Annotated in this window: 17 protein-coding genes; 11 read left to right on the forward strand and 6 right to left on the reverse strand. The window is 29.6% G+C overall.

Translation table 11 applies throughout. From position 1 onward, the window contains the following. Positions 1 to 47: 47 nt before the first annotated feature. Positions 48 to 1295 carry an NAD(P)/FAD-dependent oxidoreductase gene (locus FP421_RS01790; protein ID WP_159947018.1) on the forward strand — a complete coding sequence of 416 codons (1248 nt, stop codon included), beginning with the start codon at positions 48 to 50 and terminating at the stop codon, positions 1293 to 1295. 10 nt (positions 1296 to 1305) lie between these two features. Further along, positions 1306 to 1854, forward strand: coding sequence for a 5-formyltetrahydrofolate cyclo-ligase (locus FP421_RS01795; protein WP_159947020.1), 549 nt, complete (start codon positions 1306 to 1308; stop codon positions 1852 to 1854). A 6-nt stretch (positions 1855 to 1860) separates the two neighbouring features. On the opposite strand, the gene FP421_RS01800 is transcribed toward FP421_RS01795, so the two are convergent. Together FP421_RS01800 and FP421_RS01805 are read right to left on the reverse strand one after the other, a co-directional pair. Continuing rightward, entirely contained in the window at positions 1861 to 5139 is a 3279-nt protein-coding gene (locus tag FP421_RS01800; protein ID WP_159947029.1) for an amidohydrolase family protein, read from the reverse strand. Between the two features lie 50 nt (positions 5140 to 5189). Then, on the reverse strand, positions 5190 to 8219 hold the full coding sequence (locus FP421_RS01805; protein ID WP_159947031.1) for an aminotransferase class III-fold pyridoxal phosphate-dependent enzyme: 3030 nt from the start codon (positions 8217 to 8219) through the stop codon (positions 5190 to 5192). A gap of 77 nt (positions 8220 to 8296) precedes the next feature. Between FP421_RS01805 and ade the strand changes: the two genes are divergently transcribed. Beyond that, entirely contained in the window at positions 8297 to 9916 is a 1620-nt protein-coding gene (ade, locus tag FP421_RS01810) for an adenine deaminase (RefSeq protein WP_159947033.1), read from the forward strand. 104 nt (positions 9917 to 10020) lie between these two features. On the opposite strand, the gene FP421_RS01815 is transcribed toward ade, so the two are convergent. Beyond that, positions 10021 to 10884, reverse strand: coding sequence for a sigma-70 family RNA polymerase sigma factor (locus FP421_RS01815; RefSeq protein ID WP_114424921.1), 864 nt, complete (start codon positions 10882 to 10884; stop codon positions 10021 to 10023). A 200-nt stretch (positions 10885 to 11084) separates the two neighbouring features. On the opposite strand from FP421_RS01815, the gene FP421_RS01820 reads away from it, so the two are divergent. Beyond that, positions 11085 to 11654, forward strand: coding sequence for an RNA polymerase sigma factor (locus FP421_RS01820; protein ID WP_159947035.1), 570 nt, complete (start codon positions 11085 to 11087; stop codon positions 11652 to 11654). 5 nt (positions 11655 to 11659) lie between these two features. After that, complete coding sequence (locus tag FP421_RS01825) at positions 11660 to 11842, forward strand: hypothetical protein (protein ID WP_159947037.1); 183 nt, start codon at positions 11660 to 11662, stop codon at positions 11840 to 11842. A 114-nt stretch (positions 11843 to 11956) separates the two neighbouring features. Here the strand turns inward: FP421_RS01825 and FP421_RS01830 are convergent, their stop codons facing one another. From FP421_RS01830 to FP421_RS01840, 3 genes are all read right to left on the reverse strand, one after another. Continuing rightward, a complete protein-coding gene (locus FP421_RS01830; RefSeq protein WP_159947039.1) occupies positions 11957 to 12571 on the reverse strand; it encodes a deoxynucleoside kinase in 615 nt (204 codons plus the stop codon). Positions 12572 to 12637: 66 nt separating this feature from the next. Next, the gene (locus FP421_RS01835) at positions 12638 to 13315 is read right to left on the reverse strand and encodes a response regulator transcription factor (protein ID WP_159947041.1); all 678 of its coding nucleotides are present in this window, start codon (positions 13313 to 13315) and stop codon (positions 12638 to 12640) included. Further along, a complete protein-coding gene (locus tag FP421_RS01840; RefSeq protein ID WP_159947043.1) occupies positions 13308 to 14903 on the reverse strand; it encodes a sensor histidine kinase in 1596 nt (531 codons plus the stop codon). The genes FP421_RS01835 and FP421_RS01840 overlap by 8 nt, the downstream gene beginning before the upstream one ends. A gap of 120 nt (positions 14904 to 15023) precedes the next feature. Here FP421_RS01840 and FP421_RS01845 point away from each other — a divergent pair, with 120 nt between their 5' ends. The 6 genes from FP421_RS01845 (at position 15024) to gldA (ending at position 21934) form a co-directional block, all read left to right on the forward strand. Next, complete coding sequence (locus FP421_RS01845; RefSeq protein ID WP_159947045.1) at positions 15024 to 15380, forward strand: hypothetical protein; 357 nt, start codon at positions 15024 to 15026, stop codon at positions 15378 to 15380. Positions 15381 to 15391: 11 nt separating this feature from the next. After that, positions 15392 to 16234 carry a GLPGLI family protein gene (locus FP421_RS01850; protein ID WP_159947047.1) on the forward strand — a complete coding sequence of 281 codons (843 nt, stop codon included), beginning with the start codon at positions 15392 to 15394 and terminating at the stop codon, positions 16232 to 16234. A 190-nt stretch (positions 16235 to 16424) separates the two neighbouring features. Further along, positions 16425 to 17294 carry a GLPGLI family protein gene (locus FP421_RS01855; protein ID WP_159947049.1) on the forward strand — a complete coding sequence of 290 codons (870 nt, stop codon included), beginning with the start codon at positions 16425 to 16427 and terminating at the stop codon, positions 17292 to 17294. A 21-nt stretch (positions 17295 to 17315) separates the two neighbouring features. Next, positions 17316 to 20108, forward strand: coding sequence for a carboxypeptidase-like regulatory domain-containing protein (locus FP421_RS01860; protein ID WP_159947051.1), 2793 nt, complete (start codon positions 17316 to 17318; stop codon positions 20106 to 20108). 77 nt (positions 20109 to 20185) lie between these two features. Beyond that, complete coding sequence (locus FP421_RS01865) at positions 20186 to 20956, forward strand: hypothetical protein (RefSeq protein WP_159947053.1); 771 nt, start codon at positions 20186 to 20188, stop codon at positions 20954 to 20956. A gap of 81 nt (positions 20957 to 21037) precedes the next feature. Then, positions 21038 to 21934 (forward strand): gliding motility-associated ABC transporter ATP-binding subunit GldA, encoded by an 897-nt coding sequence (gldA, locus tag FP421_RS01870; RefSeq protein ID WP_159947055.1) that lies wholly within the window; start codon positions 21038 to 21040, stop codon positions 21932 to 21934. The last annotated feature ends 66 nt before the right edge of the window (positions 21935 to 22000 follow it).

Raw genomic sequence — 22000 nt, forward strand, 5'->3', positions numbered from 1 at the left:
TAATGTTGAACATAGTTGAGAAATCTATAATATATAATTAAATAGATATGTCTAAAGAAGTTGTTATTATTGGAGGTGGAATTATAGGTCTATGTTCTGCTTATTATTTGCTTAAAGAAGGTCATAAAGTTACTGTAATAGATAAATCTGATTTTTCTACAGGGGCTTCTTACGTAAATGCGGGGTACATTACACCTAGTCACATTATTCCCTTATCTGCACCAGGAATAATCACAAAAGGTATAAAATGGATGTTCAATGCAGAAAGTCCTTTTTATGTAAAACCAAGATTAGATACCGATTTTTTAAAATGGGCTTGGTTATTTAAAAAATCGGCAACAAAACAAAAAGTAGCTAAAGCAATTCCTGTAATTAAAGATATTAATATTTTTAGTAGAGAATTGTATGAGGATTTAAAATCATCTGAAGATTTCAATTTTACATACGATCGTAAAGGCTTGTTAATGTGTTATCAAACAGAAAATGCAGGAGAGGAAGAATGGGAAACTGGTCAAAGAGCCATAAAAGAAGGCCTAAAAGTTGAAAACTTAACGAAAGATAAAGTTAAAAAACTAGAACCTAATGTTGATTTAAATGTTACAGGAGCTGTCTATTATCATTCTGACGCACATATGACACCTAATAATTTTATGCAAGAATTAAAAACATATTTAGAGCAAAAAGGTGTTATTATACTATCTAATGAAGAGGTTGTAGATGTAGATTTTAAAAACGGAACAATACATTCTTTAAGGACTAATAACCAAAAAATTAAGGGAGATAAGTTTGTGTTGGCAACTGGTTCTTGGTCTCAATATTTTGCGAAAAAAATAGGGGTAAATATCCCAATTCAAGCAGGTAAAGGCTATTCTATAAATGTAAAAAGAGAAACTAATATTACAATACCTGCTATTTTAATAGAAGCTAAAGTTGCAGTAACACCTATGCATGGTTTTACTCGTTTTGCAGGCACTATGGAAATAGGAGGAATTAATCATACCATGAATGTAAAAAGAATAAATACAATTGCAAAAGCAAGCGAATCTTACTATAAAGATTTGAAAATTTCTTTAAAAGAACAAAAGAATGCAAAATGTGGTTTACGTCCTTGTTCTCCTGATGGGTTACCATACATTGGTAAATCAAATAAGGTGGATAATTTAATCATAGCTACAGGTCATGCAATGATGGGATGGAGCTTGGGGCCTGCATCTGGAAAATTAGTTTCTGAAATTATTAGTGAATCAAAAACATCTTTAAACTTAAATCCTTTTTCTGTGGATAGATTTTCTTAATTTCGAAATTATGTTGAAATCAGAATTAAGAAAATTATACAAGCAAAAACGGCAAGAGTTAACCCAACTAGATATTGAGAGATTACAAGATAATCTCTATCAACAGATTTTTAATGTAGCGATTTCTGACGTAAAACACATTCATATTTTCCTGTCACTTAGTAGATTTAAAGAGATTGATACAAAACCAATAATCAATTATTTTAGAAATCAAAACAAGCAAATTGTAGTTTCTAAAAGTAATTTTAAAACAAATACGCTATCTCATTTTCTATTAGAAGAAGATTCAGAAATAGAAATAAATAGCTATGGAATTCCAGAACCTGTAAATGCAAAACCAATTACAGAACAAGAATTAGATTTGGTTTTTGTTCCGCTTTTAATCTCTGATAAACGGAATTATAGAGTAGGTTATGGAAAAGGTTTTTACGATCGATTTCTGTCTAATTGTAGAAATGATGTAAAAAAAATAGGTTTAAATTTCTTTAAACCTATTGCTGAAATTTCTGATGTAAATGAATTTGATATTGCTTTGGATGATGTGATTTATCCAATGTAATAAACTTTATTCATGACAACTACACCTTGGAGTCAAGAAATTATTGGTCTTTGTATTTAAAGGAAATCCTTGGTTGTATCCATCTTGTTCAAAATAGAATTTAGATCTTGTTTTATCATAATTTCCAATTTCGTTCATTGTATTGATATCATACAAACGACCATTAACCATCGTGTAAATTACAGAATTTGAGTTTTTGATATCTTCTAACGGATTTTTATCCATAATAATTAAATCAGCTAACTTTCCTTTCTTTAAAGAACCAATTTCATCACCTGCACCAATATATTCTGCTCCATTAATTGTTGCAGCTTTTAAAGCTTCGTGATTCGTTAAGCCCCCTTGTTGTAACATCCATAACTCCCAATGCGCACCCAAACCTTGTAACTGTCCATGAGCACCTAAATTTACTTTTACACCTTCTTTGGCTAATGCAGTTACGGTTTCTGAAGTTAACACATGTCCGTTTTTATATTCCTCTTCAGGCACCATAGTTCTATGTCTAGATCGAGTGTCAATTACATATCTTGGCGTATATTTTAGTAAGGTTTTGTTTTCCCAAACATTCATTTTTTGATACCATTCAAACTCACCATTCATACCTCCATAATTTACAATTAGTGTAGGGGTATATCCTGTTTTGCTGTTTTTCCAAAGTGATAATACATCTTTATACACAGGATTTACAGGAATGTTATGTTCAATTCCTGTATGACCATCAAAAATCATACTCATATTTGCATAAAAATTAGATCCACCTTCAGGAACCACGTTTACCCTTTGTTCTCTTGCAGCTTGCATAATTTGCTGACGTTGTTCTCTTCTAGGTTGATTGTAACTTTTAATAGATTTTGCACCAAAAGCTTTGGTTCTAGAAATTGCAAAACGTGCATCGTCTAAATTGTTTACCACAGCTTTAAAATCTCCTTCTGCACCATATAAAATAAAACCAGTAGAAAACATCCTTGGACCAACTATATTTCCGCTTTTTTGAAGCTCTTCCAGTGTAAAAGCAGCAGCAGTATGTACAGATGGATCATGAGCCGTAGTTACACCAAAAGCTAAATTTGCATAAAATTGCCAATGTTTTTGGGTACTTAATCCATTTCTAAATGCACCAACGTGTGCATGAACATCAACAATTCCTGGCATAATTGTTTTTCCTTTTAAGTCGTATACTTTTGCATCAGAAGGAATAGAAACTTTTCTTCTTTTTCCAAGTTGCTCTATTCTGTTCTTGTTGATAACAATGGTTCCGTCTTCAATAACTTCATCTCCTTCCATAGTAATAATTCTCACATTTTTAAATGCAATTCTACCTTCAGGAACATCAGATTTTACTTTTAAATTGATTTTAATACCTGGTGTATTACTTTCTCCTAGGTTTGTCTTCGCAAAAGGATCTGTTGTGTTATTTACAATAGATTTTGAAAAATAATCACCACCTAATGTCCAAAAAACTTCTTTATTATTGGTAGCCCAATGCAAGTTGATCCCTGCATTTTCAGACAAACTTTCTACCTTAAACGATTTTGTGTTTTGATCTAAATTAATTTCACTTCCGTTCATTACAAACGGAGCAACATATAATTTATGCAAATGAATAAATGCAATCCATTTGTTATCATGACTAGGCACAAGTCTATTGGCTAATTTTGAAGAAAAATGACTTTTTTCGTCTTCTCCATTCAGATTGACACTTTTTAATTTCTTAGTTAAACCTCCAAAAAAAGATCCTCCAGTTTGAAAGAAAATACGTTGATCATCACTAGAAAAACTAGGGAATTCTCCAGTTTTAGAAATTCTTTTGACTAGTGAGCCATCTGTATTTGCGATATAAATTCCAGTATTTTTTGTGAAATCATACCCTTGATCTCCATTCCCAGATTCTTTTCTATATACAATTTTAGTGTTAGCATTATTGAATTTTGGTGTTCTGTAAATTCCTTTTTCTTTGGTGATTTTAACCAAACCAGTACCATCCAAATTTATTTGATAAATAGCACCTAATTCCTCATCATTCCATGTTACAAACAAGATTGAATTTCCATCAGCAGAAAAACTAGGTTCTGCTTCAAAATCTAATAAAGTTGTTACTCTTGTTATAATTCCATCAGGTAAATTTTTCTTGTAAACATGACCTAAAGCAGTAAAAACAATCGTTTTTCCGTTAGGAGAAGTTTGTACATCTTTAATCATTTTAGAGGTAAATTCGGTTTTAAAAACCTTACGTTTTACACGATGTGTTTGCGCTAATTTTATTTGTTGATTTACTTGAAAAGGAATATTACTAACTTCTTTTGTATCAATATTTATGCTGTTTATTTTTCCTTGAGACCAAAATACAATTTCTTTGTTATTAGGCATCCACGCAAAATGAGGGTACACTCCAAAAACTGCCCAAGCTTCACTTTGATCTTTACTCAAATCTTCATAAATAGGATATTCTTTTCCAGTTTCTAATTCGTGGATATATAATACTGATTTTGTTCTTACTCTTTTTACAAAAGCCAGTAATTTGCCATCTTTAGAAACTACAGGTCTTGCAGCACCTCCAGGACCACCAGTTACTTGGTCTATTTCTCCAGTTTCAAAATTATATCGTTTAATAACATAAATTTGTTTATTAGGGTCTTTATTATATTGAAAAAACCCACCTGGATACATGTCTTCTGCATAATACAAATACTTACCATCAGGAGAAATTGATGGGTCATTTACATCTTGTTGATCATTTTTACGCTTTGTCAATCGCAATCCAGCAGTACCAGAAAGAGGATATTGCCACATTTCTCCAGCACCAACAGAGCGTTGAGAAGTATAATGTTTTCTTGCAACTAAAGACTTTCCATCTGGAGTCCAAACCGCATTATTTAACAATCTGTACTTTTCTTTGGTGATGGATTTTGCATTTTTACCATCAGCTGTCATCACCCAAATATTATTACCGCCTTCAACATCACTTGTAAATGAAATATATTTACCATTTGGACTAAATCTAGGTTGAACTTCATACGCCAAACCAGAGCGTATAATTGTGGTTGTTCCACCCGAAATTGGCATTTTGTAAATGTCACCTAATAAATCAAAAACAATAGTTTTTCCATCAGGAGAAACATCTAAGTTCATCCAAGTTCCTTCAGCAGTATCTAAATTGAAAGAGTTGTAGAGCCAAGTTTCATGAGGGTTGTTTACATCCCATTTTTTTTGGGTATCAACTTTTTTTTGACCGCTAATTTGAAAAGAAATTGCAATGATTAATAATAAGATTTTATTTTTATACATACGATTTATGTTGATAATTATTTTGGTTTTATAAATGTAAGAATTCTATTTTAGTTCTGTTTCATAAAGTCTTCCGTAAACACCTTTTCTAAGTAAAAAATAACATCTTTAACATTTTCTTTAGTAAAAGTGATAGGAGGTTTTATTTTAATGACGTTATGATCTGGACCATCAGAACTCATTAAAAACCCAAAATATTTCATTCTATTGATTAAATAGTCTGTTTTTTCAGCTAATGGATTAAGGTTTTCATCAACCAATTCAAAACCCAAAAATAAACCTTGCCCTCTTATATCACCAATAATTGGAAATTTTTGAGCTAATTTTTTTAATTCAATCTTTAAAAAATCACCAACTATTAATGCATTTTTCTGAAGTTTTTCTCTTTTTACTTCTTGTAAAACTTGGGTTGCAATTGCGCAAGAAACTGGATTTCCACCAAATGTATTGAAGAATTCCATTCCGTTTGCAAATTTTTCAGCTACCTCTTTGGTGCAAGCAACAGCAGCAACAGGGTGTCCATTTCCTAAAGGTTTTCCAATGGTAACAATATCAGGGATTACATTGTGCAATTGAAATCCCCAAAAAGTCTTGCCCATTCTTCCGATTCCTGTTTGTACTTCATCAGAAATACACAAACCACCAGTTTTTCTAATCTTTTTATATGTTGCCTCTAAAAAGCCTTTTGGCAATTCTACTTGTCCGCCACAAGAAATAATGGGTTCAATAATAAAACCACCCACTTTTTTATTTTGTTGATGAATTTTATCAATTAAAAGTTGCACTTCTTCAACATAGTTATCAGCGGTGTTTTTACCCCTATATTTTCCTCTAAAGGCATTAGGTATCGGAAAAATATGGGTGTTTTCTGGTTTTCCTTTACCTCCTTTTCCATCAAATTTATAAGAAGAAATGGCGATAGTTGTGTTTGTATTACCATGATAACCGTGTTCAGATGCAATAATTTCATCAGAATTTGTATTTGCCTTTACCATTCTAATTGCTAACTCATTGGCCTCACTACCTGAATTTACAAAATGTAAAACGGATAATTCTTCGGGTAAGGTTTCCAATAGTTCTTTAGCAAGTGTAGTAATATTTTTGTGTAAATAACGTGAATTGGTGTTTAATAAAGCCATTTGTTGTTGACCAGCCTTAACCACATTAAAATTTTCATGACCCACATGCGCAACATTATTTACAGTATCTAAATATTTTTGACCAAAATTATCTATTACATATTGATTGGATCCCTTTACGATATGTAAGGGGTGCTGATATTGTAGACTTAGACTTTTCCCTAAATGTCTTTTTCTATCCTCTAAAATATTTTGAGAAACATCAATTAAATTTTCTGTAAAACCGTCTAATTTGAATAGTAAATTAGGATCAGGACAAATACTTTTCCATACTTCAATTTGATGAAAATACCCAACACCAGGAAAATCATTTTTATAATCTAATAAAGACAACATTACTTGAAAATGCAGGTGAGGAGCCCAATTTCCATTTTCAGGATAGTTGGCCAATACAGCCACTTGTTCACCTTTTTTTATGATGTCACCAACAGCATGATGCTGAACGCTTTCTATGGTATTGTGTCCGTATAAAGTGTAAAATGTCAGTTCTTTTAGTTGATGTTTTAATACGATTAATCCTCCATATTCTTTATCGCCTTCATCGTTCACCGCAATAACTACTTCACCATCAAATAAAGCATGAGCAGGTGTACAGGTTGGTAACCAAAAATCTATTCCTAAATGGATGCTTCTGCTTTGTCTGCCATAATTTCCAATAGTGTCATATTCTGATGAGGTATATAAAGAACGAGGTTCTAAATAACCCCCAGTAAGTATTTTATTTGGAACTTCTTTTTGAAGTTGATCAATTTTAAATTGAAACAAATCTAGATTGTTAAATTCTTCTTGATGACCTGCAAACGTACTAGATACACTTAAATCTAAATGATGAATTTGATTTCTTTGTATTGTTGGAAACAAATCTACCAATGAGAAATTATGTTTTTTTGCCCAATTTTCAAATTTTTGTTGATTTGGATGTGCAGTATAGCCGCAAGCATTTCTAAAACTATAGTGCGCAAAATCTTTAGAAACTGTTTTCCATTTTTGTAACAAATTCCAAGCAGGTTTTTCACTAATTGTTAAGTACTCATTTTCTGGATTTTCTTTTTTGTTGATGGCAGATTTTGTAACTGAAATAACCAAACGAATTCCAATTAAAGTATATAAAAATTCAAGTTCTTTTTCTTGTAAAAGAAAAGAAGAGTTATAACCTCTTAGAATAGGTAAACAGATTTCTAACGGGTCTTCTGTATCTAAAATTGCATAAGCACAAGCAATCGCTATATCATTAATAATTTGTGTTTTTATGGCATCTCCAAAATCAATGATACTTGTTACTTTTGGATCTAATAAATCATAAGAAACAATAGTGTTATAATCATTGGCATCATTGTGTACAACACTTTTTCTAAGCAAATCAAAATTATTTTTATTGCGTTCAAAATCATCTAAAAAGTAGTTGACAATTGCTTTTTCTTCAGGATTAAATAAATGCAAATAATCTTTAACCCACAAGCATTGTGCAATATCCCAAACAAAGGTTCTAGTCGCTTTTGGATGCTCAAAATCTTGCAATAAATTTGTGATTTTACCCACAGTTTCACCTAAACTAAATTGTAAATTCTTTAATTTAGGATTTACGGTATTCCAAATTCTACCTTCTATAAAGTCTAATAATCGCACTTTATAAGTACTTTTATCCTTAGATGAAACCTCAGAAATCACCTTTCCATTTTTATCTAAAATTACTTTCGGTAACAGTATCTCTGAATTTTTGTGTTCAAGATGCTGTAATATTTTAGTTTGAAAATCGAGTTCTAATATTTCAACGTCCTTTGGAGCTATTTTTAAAATTAAGCTAGGAGAATCATCAACAGTTATCTTAAAATTTGCATCAATTTCTCCTGGTAATTTTGAGGCAGTTCCATTGATGTTATACAAAGTAAACAAGATGTTTTCTGCATCCTGAATAGTAAGTGTTTCAAAGGTAAAATTCATGAACTAAAAATAAGATAAAGTTTAGAAACAAACTCACTCGAATTTTTATTATTTGTAGCTTTGTGAAAAAGCAAATTATGGTTGTTAAAGGTAATATTGTAGATATTTTGAATCGTAAGATTTTTAAAGGTGAAGTTGTGGTTGAAAATGACAGAATTACAGATATACGAAATTCAAATCACCAAATAGAAAACTATATTATTCCTGGTTTTATAGATGCACATATTCACATTGAAAGCTCTATGTTGGTACCAAGTGAATTTGCAAAAATTGCTGTAACTCACGGAACTGTAGCTACTGTCTCTGATCCGCATGAAATTGCAAATGTTTTAGGAGTAAAAGGTGTTGAATTTATGATTGAAAATGGAAAGAAAGTTCCGTTAAAATTCAATTTTGGAGCACCAAGTTGTGTGCCTGCGACTTCTTTTGAAAGTGCTGGAGCTATTATTAACGCTGATGATATTAAATTGATGTTAGAAAATCCTGATATCAAATATTTAGCTGAAATGATGAATTATCCTGGTGTTTTGTTTGATGATGCAGAAGTATTTGCTAAAATAGAGCATGCTAAAAACTTAGGAAAACCAATTGATGGTCATGCTCCAGGTTTGAGAGGTGAAGATGTCTCTAAGTATATTGCTGCTGGAATCTCTACAGATCACGAATGTTTTTCTTATGATGAAGCTTTAGAAAAGTTGCAAAAGGGAATGAAGGTGATTATACGTGAAGGAAGTGCAGCAAAAAACTTTGAAGCTTTAATTGATTTACTTCCTGAATACTTTGAAAACATGATGTTTTGTTCTGATGACAAACATCCTGATGATTTGTTGTTGGGGCATATCAATGAACTGTGTGCAGGAGCAGTTGCTAAAGGTGTTGATGTTTTTAAAGTTCTACAAGCTGCTTGTGTAAATCCTGTAAAGCATTATGATTTAGAGGTTGGACTATTACAAAAAGGTGATTTTGCAGATTTTATTGTGGTAGATAATTTAACCAATTTTAATGTTTTAGAAACCTATATTAATGGTGAGTTAGTTGCTAAAAATGGAACTAGTTTTGTTAAAAATGTAGATTTCGAAATTTTAAACAATTTTAATACGAATAAAAAGAAAGTAGAAGATTTTAAGTTTGAATCATCATCTAAAAAAATTAGAGTGATTGAGGCTTTAGATGGCGAATTAGTTACAAATCAAATAGAATCAGCATCTTTAATTGAAGATAGAAACTTAGTTTCGAATACTAAAACTGATGTTTTAAAAATGACAGTTGTAAATCGATATAAAAATGACAAACCTGCAATTGCATTCATCAAAAACTTCGGGTTAAAAGAAGGTGCAATTGCGAGTTCTGTGGGTCATGATTCTCATAATATTATTGCAGTTGGTGTTTCTGATGAAATGATTTGTAAGGCTGTTAATTTAATTATCAAAAATAGAGGAGGAGTTTGTGCTGTAAATTCTAAACAAGAAAAAATTGTTTCTTTACCTGTAGGAGGAATTATGTCTGATAAATCTGCAAAAGAAACTGGAAAGTCTTATGCAGTATTAGATAAAATGGCAAAAGAAATGGGCAGTAAATTAAAAGCTCCTTATATGAGTTTGTCTTTTATGGCCTTGTTGGTTATACCTTCTTTAAAATTATCTGATAAAGGTTTGTTTGATGGAAACTCATTTCAATTTACTTCTTTAGAGATGTAAAAGTTTAAAATAAAAATAGTTATAAACTAAAAAAACTCCCGAAATAATTTCGAGAGTTCTATTTTTTTAATTTTCAGTAAGATACCAAAAACAACCTGAGATTGCTATCCTAAGTAAGTCATTAAAATTTTACTTCTAGAAGTATGTTTTAATCTACGAATTGCTTTTTCTTTAATTTGACGAACACGTTCACGAGTTAAATCGAAAGTTTCACCAATTTCTTCTAAAGTCATCGGTTGGTGTTCTCCTAAACCAAAATATAGTTTTACAACATCAGCTTCTCTAGGAGTCAATGTTTCTAGAGCTCTATTAATTTCAATTCTTAATGATTCGTGTAATAAAGTTCTATCAGGATTTGGAGATTCTCCAGAGTTTAAAACATCATATAAATTAGAATCTTCCCCTTCTATTAAAGGCGCATCCATAGATACGTGACGTCCAGAATTTTTCATAGATTCTTTTACGTCATTTACAGTCATATCTAATTTCTTTGCAATCTCTTCTGCACTTGGTGGACGCTCATTTTCTTGTTCTAAGAATGCGTACATTTTGTTAATTTTATTGATAGAACCAATTTTATTTAACGGTAAACGCACAATACGAGATTGTTCTGCTAAAGCTTGTAAGATAGATTGACGAATCCACCATACAGCATAAGATATAAATTTAAAACCTCTAGTTTCATCAAAACGTTTTGCTGCTTTGATCAATCCTAAGTTTCCTTCATTAATTAAATCTGGTAATGTTAATCCTTGGTTTTGGTATTGCTTTGCAACAGATACTACAAAACGTAAATTGGCTTTCGTTAATTTTTCTAATGCTCTTTGATCACCTGCTTTTATAAGCTGTGCTAATTCTACTTCTTCATCAGCTGTAATTAAGTCTACTTTTCCAATTTCTTGTAAGTACTTGTCTAACGATGCAGTCTCCCTGTTAGTAACCTGCTTTGTAATTTTAAGTTGTCTCATCTAATTCTTTGTGACTTTTAAAGGATTAATGTAATTGCTACATTTAATTATACGTTAGATTTTGAGTTAATGTTACAAAAAGATTAATTTTTTTTTCAAAGAACTTTATTTACCATTCAACGATTTAAGTGTACTACTAAACTTTTTTTTAAAAATAAGAGTGACATAATTGTTTTCTTCGTGTCATAAAAATAACAGAATTGAAAACATTAGTATTAAAAAGACTTTCAGACGAAGAATTGGTATTTAAAATAGCAGCAACAAATAATTCAGATTTGTTTGCAGAATTATATGACAGGTTCTCTAATGTGGTTTTTAATAAATGTTATGGTTTTTCTAAAAGTAGAGAAGAAGCAGAAGATTTAACACATGATGTTTTTGTTCGGTTATTTGTGAAGTTAAGAACCTTTAAAGGCAATTCTAAGTTTTCTACATGGTTATATTCTTTTACCTACAATTTCTGTGTAAATTATGTTCAAAGGAATAATTATAAGAAAAAAGAGAAAGTCACGGTTGTTACAGATCAAATAAAAGAAAATGATGCTTTTGATGAAGTTAACGATGCAAGTTTGTTTGAATTAAAATCAGAAAAACTAGCAAAAGTTTTAACATTAATTGATCCAGCAGAAAAAATGATTTTATTAATGAAATATCAAGACGATATGAGCATTAAAGAAATTATGGAAGTCTTAAAAGTTGGTGAAAGTGCTGTTAAAATGAGAGTTAAAAGAGCAAAAGCAAAAGTTGTAAAACTATATGATGAGCTGTAATAATTATGAAAAATCCTTTCAAGGAAATCCTCACCAAAAAAGAGGTGTCTAAGAATCTTAAAAGTAGGGTTCTAGATGATGTTGGTATGATAAATTTAACATACCATTTTGCTGATTTATTTTTAATGAAAGTTCCAGGTACTATTTCCGACATTTATATTGGAGTAGAAATATCAGAAAAAAAATAAGTTTAAATATAAAAAGTTGATAGAGAGTTGGGGGACTATCTATCTATTGTGATTTTTCACAAAAAGAAAGAGATCGCATTTGCGATCTCTTTTGATGTTTGTGTAATTTTTAGGTTAAAACAAACCATTTATTTGCGAATCTATTCTATCTATAATATATCCTAAATCTTCTTGATTATCAACAAAATCAATATTATCTACGTTTATGACTAATAGTTTTCCTTTAGTGTATTTAGAGATCCAAGCTTCATAACGTTCATTCAATCTGCTTAAATAGTCAATACTAATTGAGTTTTCATATTCTCTACCTCGTTTATGAATTTGACCTACCAATGTAGAAATGTCTGCACGTAAGTAAATTAATAAATCTGGAGGAGAAACTAAGTTTTCCATCAATTCAAACAAAGAAGAATAATTGCTGTAATCTCTGTTGGTCATCAAACCCATTGCATGCAAGTTGGGTGCAAAAATATGGGCGTCTTCATAGATTGTTCTGTCTTGAATAATATTTTTACCACTTTCTCTGAGTTCTAAAATTTGACGAAAACGACTATTTAAAAAATATACTTGTAAATTAAATGACCAACGTTCCATTTCTGCATAAAAATCATCCAAATACGGATTCTCATCAACAGACTCAAAATGTGGTTTCCATTTGTAATGTTTGGCTAAAAGTTTGGTTAGTGTAGTTTTACCAGCACCAATGTTTCCTGCAATTGCAACGTGCATATTTTTATTTTAAATAGGATGAAAAGGAATGCTAAAGGTAATAAAAAAACTAAAAACTTAGGTGCGTTAGCAAATCAATTTATATCCATAACCACGAATGTTTATAATTTGTATGTCTGTGTCTTTTTTTAATTTTTTTCTAAGTTTGCTAATAAACACATCCATACTTCTAGCATTAAAAAAATCATCATTTCCCCAAAGTTTATTTAGAATAAAACTTCTATCTAAAATCTGATTTTTCTTTTCGTGTAAATAAAATAACAATTCAGATTCTCTATGTGTTAACTGAATTGTATCTGAAGAATACTGCAAAGTTTGCTTAGTTTTATTAAAAATGTAAGTTCCTATTTTTATAGTTTCTAAGTTGGGTTTTAGTTCAATTCGAGATAATAAAGCCTTAATTCTTACAATAAGTTCTTCCATAGAAAAAGGCTTTTTTAAATAATCATTTCCACCATGGTTAAAGCCTGCAATAACATCTTCTGTTTGAGATTTTGCTGTAAGAAAAATTATAGGAATTATTTTGTTGTTTTCTCTAATTTCTTTCGCTAAGGTAAAGCCATCTTTTAGAGGCATCATTACATCCAACACTAATATGTCTGGTTTTTCTAATTTGTAAAAATGTAAAGCTTCATCTCCGTTTTTTGCATGAAATACAATAAAATCTCGAGACTCCAGACTCTCTTTAACAATCATTCCTAAACTTTCCTCGTCTTCGGCTAAAAGTACTTTTACTTTACTCATTAGGAATATTTATTTTAAAAGTTGTTTTGTTTTTGTCTGATAAAAGTAATATTTCTCCATTATGTTTTTCAACAATTTTTTTACAATAATACAGTCCAATTCCAAACCCTTTTACATTATGCGTATTTCCTTTTGGAACTCTGTAAAACTTATCAAATATTTTTTCTTGTTGATTTTTTTCGATTCCTTTTCCGTCATCAGCAACAGAAATTTCAACAGAGTTTAAAACAGAATTAATGTTAATTTGTATAGTTTCACCTCCATATTTTACAGCATTGTCTATTAGGTTAGAAACACAGTTTTCAAAATGAAATACATCAACATTAATATAAATAGGTTTTTGGTTTGTTGAAAATAGTAAAGTTTTGTGTTGTGTTAACAGTTTGTATTTGTTTACTAATTTTTCCATCAATACAACAAGATCTATGGTTTCTTTTTTCAGCAACAATTGTTCACTGTCTAAAGTAGCAGTTTCAAGCAATTTTTCTACCATTTGATGTAATTTTTTTAATTGAATAGATGACATAGAAAGATACTTTTTTGTTTTTTCTTTATCCTCTAAAACATTAAAATTTTCTATAGCCTCAATTGCAGTAGATACTGTGGCAATTGGCGTTTTAAATTCGTGAGTAATGTTACTAATTAAATCGTTTTTTATGGTTGCCAATTCTTTTTGCTGATTGATGACCTTTAGTAAATAAAACAAAGAGGTAATTACGGCTAAAGCTAATAATAACGATAAAAATATACCAAAAGAACTTCTTTTTAAAGCTTCTAGATTAGAGCTTAGGTATACTAATTCAAAGCCTTCATTTTCTTTTGCGTAAGTAGATTTAGACTTAACAACGGAAAAATCATTTTTTAAAATAGTATCTTTTGTTTGATGAAATAACGTATCATTTTTTAGATGATGAAAACTATATTCTATAGTAATTTCTTTCTGTTTTAATTGATTTTCAATTAAAGAATCTATTTTATCATATTTTATGGTCTGGTCTAAAAACGAGATAAAAATTGGCTTTAAATTACGAATAACTTTTAAGCTATCTGCGGCTCTTTTTCCTTTAAAATATTTTACCGAAGTTTTGGAACCATCTGAATTTAAAGTAATACCCTGTTTATCATCTAAAAATTGAGTTAAAACTTTGGTTTTCTTTTGTTTTTTAGCAACTATACTGTCTATTTTAGTGTTAAAATTAGTGACAAATTCTTTTGTAGAATTCATCATAGAATCTATTTTTTCTTTAGATAAATTATCATCAGATGTAATTTTAATATTGTTTATAGTAACTTTTGATTTTTGGTTTTTAGTATTTTTTTTAATTTTTTTTATAATATTTTCTACACTACTATTTTTAAATGATTTGCTATTAGAGTCCTTTGTGTCAATAATAGTTAAAAAGTTACTTTTTGCCAGTAAAGAAAAATATTCTTCGATAGCATTGTCTAAACTTAATTGTATTTCATTGGTTACTTGCCTTTTGTTTTCTTCAAAATTTTTATAATTCCAATAGAACTGTATGGCAATTGTAAATGCAATTGTAACTGAAATAAAATAGAAAATCCAATTATATTTTTTTGTGTTCATAGGTCAAATATAGTTAGTAATTTTAATAAAATCAGTTGGTTAACATTCGTTAACACTCGTTAACTGTAAAATGTTCTGTTGTGTTGCATCTTTGTAGTGTTCAATTTAAAAAACAATATTATGAAAAAACGAACCACTTTATTTTTACTAATTATTTCACTACTTATAAATGCACAAGAAACTACTACAAAAGCAACTTACTCTAAAGATAAAGTTTCTAAAATAACTTCCCTGACCTTTTCAGCAACTTCAGTAAAAGATTTAGAACAGATAAATTGGAAGGATGTAAAATCTATTTTTGAAAACAACAAACCTAGTGAGAATATTGCATTGAGTTTTGAGTTGGATTTAAAAGAATCTAAAAATAAATTTAAAGGAAAAATGGAAGTTTCTGGAGAAACAAAAAACATTGACACGCTAATAACTAAATCAAAAAAAAATATACAAAAGCTAATTAAAATTTCTAAAAAATACTAAAACACTAAATTATGAAAACACTATTAACAACATTTGCATTCTTGATGGTAGTATCATTAAATGCACAAAAATTTCAAGGAAAAGCAGTTTATAAAACAAGCAGAAAATCGAACGTTAAATTTGGCAACGATAAAAATTCTAAAATGTCAGATGAAATGAAACAACAGCTGCAAGCGAGGTTGCAAAAAATGAATCAGAAAACTTATATTTTAGATTTTGACAAATACGAATCTGTCTATAAACAAGATGTTGCATTAGGTGCACCAAGAACTAAAGTTGGTGGAGCTCAGATAAAAATGATTTCTTTAGGAGGTGGAAGTAGTACTGTTTTGTATAAAAATATAAAAGAAAAACGATACGCAAAACAGACAGAAATACAAGGTAAACGCTTTTTAATAAAAGATGAAATAAATAAACAGGATTGGGTAATGTCTTCAGAAACAAAAAATATTGGAAAATATACCTGTTATAAAGCTACTTATACCAAAGAAGTAGAAAGTAAAAAAGCAACATTTGTAGATGGTAAATCAGAAATAAAAACTACAAAAGAAAATGTAACTACAACAGCTTGGTATACGCCAGAAATACCTTTAAGCAATGGTCCTGATAACTATCAAGGTTTACCTGGTTTAATTTTAGAAATCAATGATGGTAAAAATACCATTGTTTGCACAGAGATAATTATAAATCCTTCTGAAAAAATAGTCATTGAAGAACCTAAAAAAGGGAAAGTAGTTAATCAGAAAAAATTTAATAAAATTCAGGAAGAAAAATCTAACGAATTAATGGAAAAATTTAAAAGTAGAAATGGTATGGATTTAGGAAATGGTATCAATATTAAAATGGGAGGGTAGTTTTAGTATTATGTTAAAGTTTGTTAAAGCCAATTAAACTTTATTCTTATAGATATGTCTTATGCTTAGGGTTCTTGATTTATTAGAAATATAAAATGATTTTTAATTTTAGAAACAACAAACATTTGTATTTTTTTAAGACTCTTATAAATTTTAACACATATTTTTGACTAAAACTTAAACAAAACGTATGAAATCAATTTTTACTTTTTTACTAGCATTAGCAGCTACTGTTACTTTTGCTCAAAAAGATTTTCAAGGAAAAGCAGTTTACATGTCTAAAACTACACTAGATATGAGTAGTTGGGGAAGCAGAATGAACAGCATGTCTGAAGCGCAAAAGAAACAAATTGCAGAGAGAATGAAATCGATGCTAGAAAAAACATTTATTTTAAGTTTCGATAAAACAGCATCAATTTATAAAGAGGATGAAAAATTATCTGCACCTGGTGCTGGTGGTGGAATGAGATGGGGAGGAATGACTGGTGGAGGAACCAAATATAAAAACACTAAAGATTTAGTGGCTTTAGAATCTACAGAGTTTTTTGGAAAAAACTTTCTAATTTCAGATGCTATGGAAATGCCACAATGGGAATTGGGTAGTGAAACTAAAAAAATTGGAGAATATGTTTGTTACAAAGCAACACTTACCAAAGATGTAGATGTTACAGATTGGCGAAACATGAGAAGAAGAAATAGAGATAATGATAAGAAAAAAGACGATGCTAAAAAAGATTCTACAGAAACTGTAAAAGTTACAGAAGATATTGAAATACCAAAAAAAATAACAGTTACAGCATGGTATACACCACAAATACCAGTAAGTAATGGTCCAGGAGAATATTGGGGGTTACCTGGTTTAATTTTAGAAATTAACGAAGGTAGAACCACTATTTTATGTACAGAAATTGTACTAAACCCATCAGAAAAAATAGAAATAAAAAAACCAACAAAAGGTGATGAAGTTACAAGAAAAGAATATGTAAGTATCATTACAAAAAAGATGGAGGAGATGAGACAAAATTTTAGAAGTAGAGGAAGAGGAAGAGGAAGATTCTAATTAAAAAAACTAAAAAACACAATGAAAAAATTACTACTATTAACCATCTTTATGGTTTCATTTATTTCTAGTGCCCAAGTTAAACTTACAGGTGTTGTAAAAGATAGTATAGGTGAGCCCTTAGAAATGGCAAATGTATTGGCTATCAATAAAACTACTAAAAAAATGGCTTCTTATGGCTTTACAGATGCTAAAGGAAACTACAAGTTAGACTTAGATAAAAACAGCACATTTGATATCAAAATTAGCTACATAGGTTTTAAGACGGCCAACTTTGTAATAACTACAACAACAGAAAATATTGTAAAAAATATTACTTTAAAAGAAGATAATTCTTTAGACGAAATTACAGTAGTTTCTAAAATGCCAGTTACCATTAAAGGAGATACTATTGTTTATAATGCAGACTCCTTCTCAAATGGTTCTGAACGTAAGTTAGAAGACGTAGTTGAAAAGTTACCTGGAGTAGAAATAAATGATCAAGGACAAATAGAAGTTGAGGGTAAAGTTGTTGAGAAAATAATGGTAGATGGAAAAGAGTTTTTTAGTGGTGATACAAAACTAGCGTTAAAAAATATTCCATCAAATGCGGTTGATAAAATTCAAGTACTCAGAAACTATGGTGATGTAAATCAATTAAAAGGAGTTCAAAATAATCAAGATCGAGTTGCAATGAACATCAAATTAAAAAAAGGTAAAAAGAATTTTTGGTTTGGAGATGTATATGCTGGTGCTGGTTTTACTCCAAGTGATGATTTATACCTGTTTCAACCCAAATTATTTTATTATAACCCAAAATATACATTAAATGTAATTGGAGATATCAATAATTTAGGAGAGGCTGTTTTAAACAGAAGAGATTTAAGAAGTTTTAGAGGTGGTTTTAGAAGTCAAAGTCCATCAAATGGAACTAATATTAATTTAGCAAGTGCAGGCATTGGTTTTTTAACCCCAAATGCAAGAAATGCGAATAGAATAGAAACTAAGTTAACGGCTTTAAACTTTAGTTATTCACCCAATAAAAAACTAGATTTAAGTGGATATTTAATATGGTCTAGTAACAGTAATGGACAAAGAAATAGAAATATTATCAATTATAATGATCCTGCAATTCCAGATGATGTAACAGATAACACAACAGATCAAACTAGTAATTCTGGATTATTCAATTTTAAAACGATTTATAAGAAAAACATCAACAATCAATTAAATTATGATTTGAATGGTCGTTTTACAAACGAGTTTAGATTAGATAATGGTACGTCTCAGATAATAGGTAATAATGTACCTATTATAGAAAATGAAAAGGCAACACCATTTACAATTAATCAGAATTTAAGTTACTTTTATACAGCAAACGAAAACAATATTTTTGCTTTAGAAGTGCAGCATCAATTGCAAGACGAAGATCCTTTTTATGTTTCTTCTATAGAAAATTTAAATCAAGATCCAAACAACAATGCAGATGGTTTTGATGCGGCAGCAGATGTTTTAGGTTTAGATAAAACACAACAGTTTTATACTTTAGAACAAGATAGACGTGTTAAATCAAATCAATTAGATGCCAAGTTAGATTACTATTATATTATTAACAATAAAAGTAACTTTAACTTTGTTGGAGGTACTATTTTGAGTAAACAAAACTTTGATTCTAGGTTCTTTCAATTGCTAGATAATGGCAGTACATTAGATCCCAGTTTAAATATTCCAAATGTTGCTAATGCAAGTAATACGAATGATGTAGAATATAATTTTTCAGATATCTATGCAGGTATGCGTTATCGTGTAAAAGCAGGTATTTTTACTTTTAGACCAGGTTTTACTGCGCATTCTTATAATTTAAACAATAATCAAGTAGGTGTTGTATCAGATTTTAAAGACACTTTCACAAAAATTTTACCAGAATTAAATATTATTGCTCAATTTAAAAAGAGTGAAAGTTTGCGTTTTAACTACAGACAGCGAGTTAATTTTACAGACGTAAATCAAATTGCAGAAGGTATCGTTGCTAGAAATTTTAATTCTTTTTTCTTTGGAAATAATGATATAATGAATGCACAAGTTGAATCTATTAATTTAAACTATAGTAGTTTTAATTTGTTTAACAACTTGTTTGTTTTTGCGGGAGTAAATTATAACAAAACTATGGAACAAATTGCTTCAATTGCAGATTTTGTACCTGACGTAAACAACCCAAATGTTAGATCTAATGTTTCAACAAATACCAATTTAAACTTGCCTTTTGATATTGAATCTATTTCTGCTTTTGGACGTGTTACAAAAACTTTTGGAAAGATTAGAACAAGTTTTAATGCCCGTTTTTCAGACTCTCAAGCATATCAATTATTTGGATCAGAAACAACAAAATTAAATACACAAAGTTATTCGATTACTCCAGGGATTAGAACTAATTACATAAAAGCACCTAACGTTAGTTTAAATTATAGAGCTTCATTTTCAGACCAAAACAGAACAGAATTAGGAACAGGAAATACTTCTAACTTTAAATCGGTTACACACGCACCGTCTATAAATTTTGATGCTTATATTTGGAATTCTCTAACAGTTAGATCTGATTTTTCTTACAATGAAGTTATACAAAATGGGCAACATCAAAATTCTTTTAAAATATGGGATTTTTCAATGTCATATAGAAAAGATAAAGATGCAAAATGGGAGTATGAGTTTCAAGCAAGTAACATATTGGGCACAGAATCTAGAGTAAGTGTTAATAACGGAAACATTTCAAACTCAATTAATGAAACTTTTATTTTACCAAGGTTGGTAACATTTAGAGTACGTTATCAATTATAAAATTTGCAATTTAAATCATAAAAAAAAATGGCTCAATTTATTGAGTCATTTTTTATTTACTTTAGTATTTTCGCACTATGAGTTTATTGGCTTCAAAATCTCCTTGGTATGCAGCAGGAAAAAGTATAGGTTTATTATTCTTTTTTATGTTAACGGGTCTTTATTTAGATAGTTATCATTTTGTAAAAATAACCCCAAATGCACAATGGTATGCCAATGCAGTTATGTTTATAGTAACCACTATTGTTTTTTTACAAGTAACCAAACGTTGTAAAGAACAAATGATTTCTGCTATTTTAATTGCTATTTTTGGTGAGTATTTATTTTCAATTGTTATGGGAATGTATACTTATAGATTAGGTAATGTGCCGCACTATATTCCTCCAGGACATGCATTGGTATATGTTGCTGTTTTATATTTTTCTAAAGCCAGTGCTATTATTAAATACAAAACACAACTAGAAAAAGTATTTACAATTTTTATTTTTATATATGCATTGGTATTTTTAATTTTTAAAAATGATGTTTTTGGTTTTGTGATGACCATTGCCACTTTATTAATTTTAAGAAACAAACCAAGAGAACGTTTGTTCTATTTAACAATGTATATAACAGTTGCTTTTTTAGAAATTGTTGGTACCAACTATTTATGTTGGAAATGGCCAGCTACAGCTTGGGGCGTTTTCGATTTTTTACCAAGTCATAACCCACCAAGTGGAATTAGTTTCTTTTATTTTTTACTTGATTTAGGCTCATTATGGATTTACAAACAGCGTCATAAATTAGCTTGGGCAAGAATGAAAAATATCAGAAAAATAAAAAATAAAACTTTGGTTTTTGTAAACTAAAAGTCACTTACATTCGTTACCATAATAAATTAATTGTCAGGTTGATTGATTAAGAAATCTAATTATTTGTAAATTTTTAAAATGTCCATAAAAGTATCATCAGTTACAAAAAACTACCAAGCACAAAAAGCGTTAAACAACGTTTCTTTTGAGGCTAAAGACGGACAAATTATAGGTTTTTTAGGGCCAAATGGCGCAGGAAAATCAACAATGATGAAAATCTTAACAGGTTTTATAAAACCTAATAAAGGTAAAGTTTTAGTTGATGATATAGATGTATTACAAAACCCAATTAAGGCGCAAGAGATAATTGGTTATTTGCCAGAACACAACCCTTTGTATACAGAGATGTATGTTCGTGAGTACTTGCAATTTCAAGCCTCTATTTATAAAGTAGATAAAAGCCGAATTGAAACTTGTATCAATAAAGTTGGTTTAACTTCTGAGGCACACAAAAAAATAAATCAATTATCAAAAGGATATCAACAAAGGGTTGGTTTAGCAGCTACCATTTTACACGACCCTAAAATCTTAATTTTAGATGAACCTACAACTGGTTTAGACCCAAACCAACTGGTTGAAATTAGATCTCTAATAAAAGAATTAGGGAAAGACAAAACCGTACTTTTTTCTACACATATTATGCAAGAAGTTGAAGCTGTTTGTGATCGAGTGATCATCATAAAAAAAGGGGAATTAGTTATTGATAAAACCCTTATAGATTTGCAACAAAACAATCAACAAATCATAAAAGTTATTTTTAATTTAGAAGTTGAAGAATCTCAAATTAAAACACTTGAAAACCTTGTTGTATCAAAAAATATAGGAAATAATACTTGGCAACTTACTTTTAAATCAGAAGAAGATATGCGTTCTAAAATCTTCGATTTTGCTCAAGAAAATGGTTTTAAAGTGTTAGAATTAAGTTCTGAAAATAAGACTTTAGAAAGTTTGTTTAGAGAATTGACTTTACAATAAAGTTATTTGCCTACAAAATGATAGACCTCACAGGTTTTCAAAACCTGTGAGGTCTTGTTGTTTTAA

The organism is Polaribacter septentrionalilitoris (assembly GCF_009832745.1).
Lineage (GTDB): Bacteria > Bacteroidota > Bacteroidia > Flavobacteriales > Flavobacteriaceae > Polaribacter > Polaribacter septentrionalilitoris.

Coding starts and splice junctions, on each gene's coding strand:
- gldA (WP_159947055.1), top strand. CDS start 21,038: ATGTCCATAAAAGTATCATCAGTTACAAAAAACTACCAAGCACAAAAA.
- FP421_RS01790 (WP_159947018.1), top strand. CDS start 48: ATGTCTAAAGAAGTTGTTATTATTGGAGGTGGAATTATAGGTCTATGT.
- FP421_RS01825 (WP_159947037.1), top strand. CDS start 11,660: ATGAAAAATCCTTTCAAGGAAATCCTCACCAAAAAAGAGGTGTCTAAG.
- FP421_RS01815 (WP_114424921.1), bottom strand. CDS start 10,884: ATGAGACAACTTAAAATTACAAAGCAGGTTACTAACAGGGAGACTGCA.
- FP421_RS01850 (WP_159947047.1), top strand. CDS start 15,392: ATGAAAACACTATTAACAACATTTGCATTCTTGATGGTAGTATCATTA.
- FP421_RS01830 (WP_159947039.1), bottom strand. CDS start 12,571: ATGCACGTTGCAATTGCAGGAAACATTGGTGCTGGTAAAACTACACTA.
- ade (WP_159947033.1), top strand. CDS start 8,297: ATGGTTGTTAAAGGTAATATTGTAGATATTTTGAATCGTAAGATTTTT.
- FP421_RS01835 (WP_159947041.1), bottom strand. CDS start 13,315: ATGAGTAAAGTAAAAGTACTTTTAGCCGAAGACGAGGAAAGTTTAGGA.
- FP421_RS01865 (WP_159947053.1), top strand. CDS start 20,186: ATGAGTTTATTGGCTTCAAAATCTCCTTGGTATGCAGCAGGAAAAAGT.
- FP421_RS01800 (WP_159947029.1), bottom strand. CDS start 5,139: ATGTATAAAAATAAAATCTTATTATTAATCATTGCAATTTCTTTTCAA.
- FP421_RS01860 (WP_159947051.1), top strand. CDS start 17,316: ATGAAAAAATTACTACTATTAACCATCTTTATGGTTTCATTTATTTCT.
- FP421_RS01805 (WP_159947031.1), bottom strand. CDS start 8,219: ATGAATTTTACCTTTGAAACACTTACTATTCAGGATGCAGAAAACATC.
- FP421_RS01845 (WP_159947045.1), top strand. CDS start 15,024: ATGAAAAAACGAACCACTTTATTTTTACTAATTATTTCACTACTTATA.
- FP421_RS01795 (WP_159947020.1), top strand. CDS start 1,306: ATGTTGAAATCAGAATTAAGAAAATTATACAAGCAAAAACGGCAAGAG.
- FP421_RS01840 (WP_159947043.1), bottom strand. CDS start 14,903: ATGAACACAAAAAAATATAATTGGATTTTCTATTTTATTTCAGTTACA.
- FP421_RS01855 (WP_159947049.1), top strand. CDS start 16,425: ATGAAATCAATTTTTACTTTTTTACTAGCATTAGCAGCTACTGTTACT.